4 protein-coding genes are annotated in these 2,074 nt (G+C 48.5%); 3 read left to right on the top strand and 1 reads right to left on the bottom strand.

What is annotated here, in order from left to right; all coding sequences use genetic code 11:
• Nucleotides 1–184: 184 nt before the first annotated feature.
• Nucleotides 185–775: a riboflavin synthase gene (locus VFS25_RS16300; protein WP_326463231.1), complete on the bottom strand. Its 591-nt coding sequence runs from the start codon at nt 773–775 to the stop codon at nt 185–187.
• A gap of 132 nt (nt 776–907) precedes the next feature.
• Here VFS25_RS16300 and VFS25_RS16295 point away from each other — a divergent pair, with 132 nt between their 5' ends.
• From VFS25_RS16295 to VFS25_RS16285, 3 genes are all read left to right on the top strand, one after another.
• Nucleotides 908–1,099 carry a hypothetical protein gene (locus VFS25_RS16295; RefSeq protein ID WP_326463230.1) on the top strand — a complete coding sequence of 64 codons (192 nt, stop codon included), beginning with the start codon at nt 908–910 and terminating at the stop codon, nt 1,097–1,099.
• Nucleotides 1,100–1,121: 22 nt separating this feature from the next.
• A complete protein-coding gene (gene rpsU, locus VFS25_RS16290) occupies nt 1,122–1,319 on the top strand; it encodes a 30S ribosomal protein S21 (protein WP_298742009.1) in 198 nt (65 codons plus the stop codon).
• A 79-nt stretch (nt 1,320–1,398) separates the two neighbouring features.
• Nucleotides 1,399–2,074 (top strand): site-specific integrase (locus tag VFS25_RS16285; protein ID WP_326463229.1); only part of this gene is annotated, 676 nt, incomplete at its 3' end.

Here is a 2,074-nt window from a genome sequence, read left to right as displayed (position 1 = left end):
GTCAATTACGGATTGGGGCAGCGGGCTATTTGCCAGGTGTTTTAATGAAAAGAAAGTTTAGGCAAACGGCGTTCGTGGTTCCTGCTTAATCTTCGTTTCCATCCATTCGTAATTGAATAATTCGTAATTATTCATAATCATAATTACTTTTCAAAGGCATTCATGAATGCTGTGCATTTCGTAATTAATCTTTAGCCGCCAGCTGCCGGGCTACATATTTTCCCAGGATGTCAAATTCCAGGTTAACAGTGTCGCCGGGTGCTACGGCCGATATATTGGTATGCTGATAAGTGTAGGGGATTACGGCTACGGAAAACTCCCGGTTTGTTACATTAAAAACAGTGAGGCTGATGCCGTTAAGGCAAATAGAACCTTTTTCTACCAGCAGGGCGGCAAACCCTTCGGGGTAGCGGAAGCGGTATTCCCAGCTGCCATCCTGCGGGGTTTTAGACAGGCATTCGCCCACACCGTCTACGTGGCCCTGTACCAGGTGGCCATCTATACGGCCGTTAAATACCATGGCGCGTTCCAGGTTTACCAGCTGCCCGGGGGCCAGCTGGCCCAGGTTGGTTTTTTGCAGGGTTTCTGCTACGGCTACTATCTCATAAATATTTTCCTGCAGGCCGGTTACAGTAAGGCATACGCCGTTATGGGCAATGCTTTGGTCTACTTTCAGCTCGGGCGTGAGCGCAGACCGTATGCTGATAACCAGGTTACCGCCGTCTTTTTTGGTGGACACTACTTCTCCTAATGATTCTATGATACCGGTGAACATAACATTTACTTTAGTATTTAAAAGTAAGCAACTTGGCGGAAACTTACGGGCGTAGGGTGCATTTGTGCATACCGATGCCTGGTGTGCGGTTATAAAGGCGGTTTTTTTAGGGTGAAAAAGATGTAGGGGTTTATGCAGGGGGGAGTAGTTGCGCAGCAATGGCGCAGCAATAGCTCCCTGGGGAAAACCCTGTTTTTCCGCAGTTGCACCGCAATAGCGCAGCAATTTAACAGGAGGGGCAGGAGGGGCGTACCCTGGTGGCGGGAAGTACGGCTGATTGTATTTGGTATTATTGAAACATTGTACTATCTTTGCTCTCCCTAAAATTATTAAAGGAGTTTTCATTATGTTGATTATCGATTCCAAAGATTGCGAAAACATTGACAAGGCGCTCAAGAAGTATAAAAAGAAGTTTGAGAAGGCACGCATCCTGCTGCAGCTGCGTTCCCGTCAATCTTTCACCAAGCCTTCTGTAAAGCGTCGTAACCAGGTGCTGAAAGCTGTTTACAAGCAGCAGTTGGCCAGTGGCAAATTTGAAGATTAATCGGATAAGTACTTCCGTTCAAAATACTTGATGATTGTAAGGTTTTGTAATAACTTTACAATCATCAATTTTTTTGTATTTGAGCAAGCCGCCCTTACACCCGGCAGTAGCCCGGTTCCTCTCTTACATACAGCTGGAAAAGCGTTATTCCGATCATACGGCTATTGCCTATGAGCAGGACCTCCGCCAGTTTTTTGATTATTTACAGTCCCAGTACGACGGTGTGCCTGACCTGCCGGCCATTGGCCATTTGCACATCCGCTCCTGGCTGGCTGCCCTGATGGCTGAGAAGCAGCAGGCCCGTACCGTTAACCGCAAAATATCCGCTCTCAAATCATTTTTTAAGTACGCCGTGCGCCAGGGATGGGTTAAGCAAACCCCTATGGTAAAGGTAGCTGCGCCTAAAATAAGCCGCCGCCTGCCTGGTTTTATTGATGAAAAGGGCATGCAGGCCGTGGAGGACAATAAAAGTCTGCGCAGGGGCCAGGAAAACACGCCTATTTTCAGCGATGACCTGGAGGGAGATACCCACCGCCTGATTTTTGAGCTGCTGTATAATACCGGCATCCGTTTATCGGAGCTGATTAACCTGCAGGAACGCAATATAGATACCGGTAATCTTACCATTAAAGTGCTGGGAAAGGGCAACAAGGAGCGGATCATTCCTGTGAGCCGCGAGCTGCTGCAGCTGGTGCAGGCCTACAGCGCCCGCAAGCGCCGGGAGCTGGAGCAGTATGAGGCGGCGGTATTGCTGG

Source organism: Chitinophaga sp., from assembly GCF_035761305.1.
Classification (GTDB): Bacteria; Bacteroidota; Bacteroidia; order Chitinophagales; family Chitinophagaceae; genus Chitinophaga.
The sequence above is the reverse complement of the archived record's forward strand: the minus strand, read 5'-3'. Positions and strand labels throughout refer to the sequence as shown.

What these genes read in the sequence shown, in the direction of transcription:
- VFS25_RS16300 (WP_326463231.1), bottom strand. Translation starts at nt 775, where the DNA reads ATGTTCACCGGTATCATAGAATCATTAGGAGAAGTAGTGTCCACCAAA.
- VFS25_RS16295 (WP_326463230.1), top strand. Translation starts at nt 908, where the DNA reads ATGCAGGGGGGAGTAGTTGCGCAGCAATGGCGCAGCAATAGCTCCCTG.
- rpsU (WP_298742009.1), top strand. Translation starts at nt 1,122, where the DNA reads ATGTTGATTATCGATTCCAAAGATTGCGAAAACATTGACAAGGCGCTC.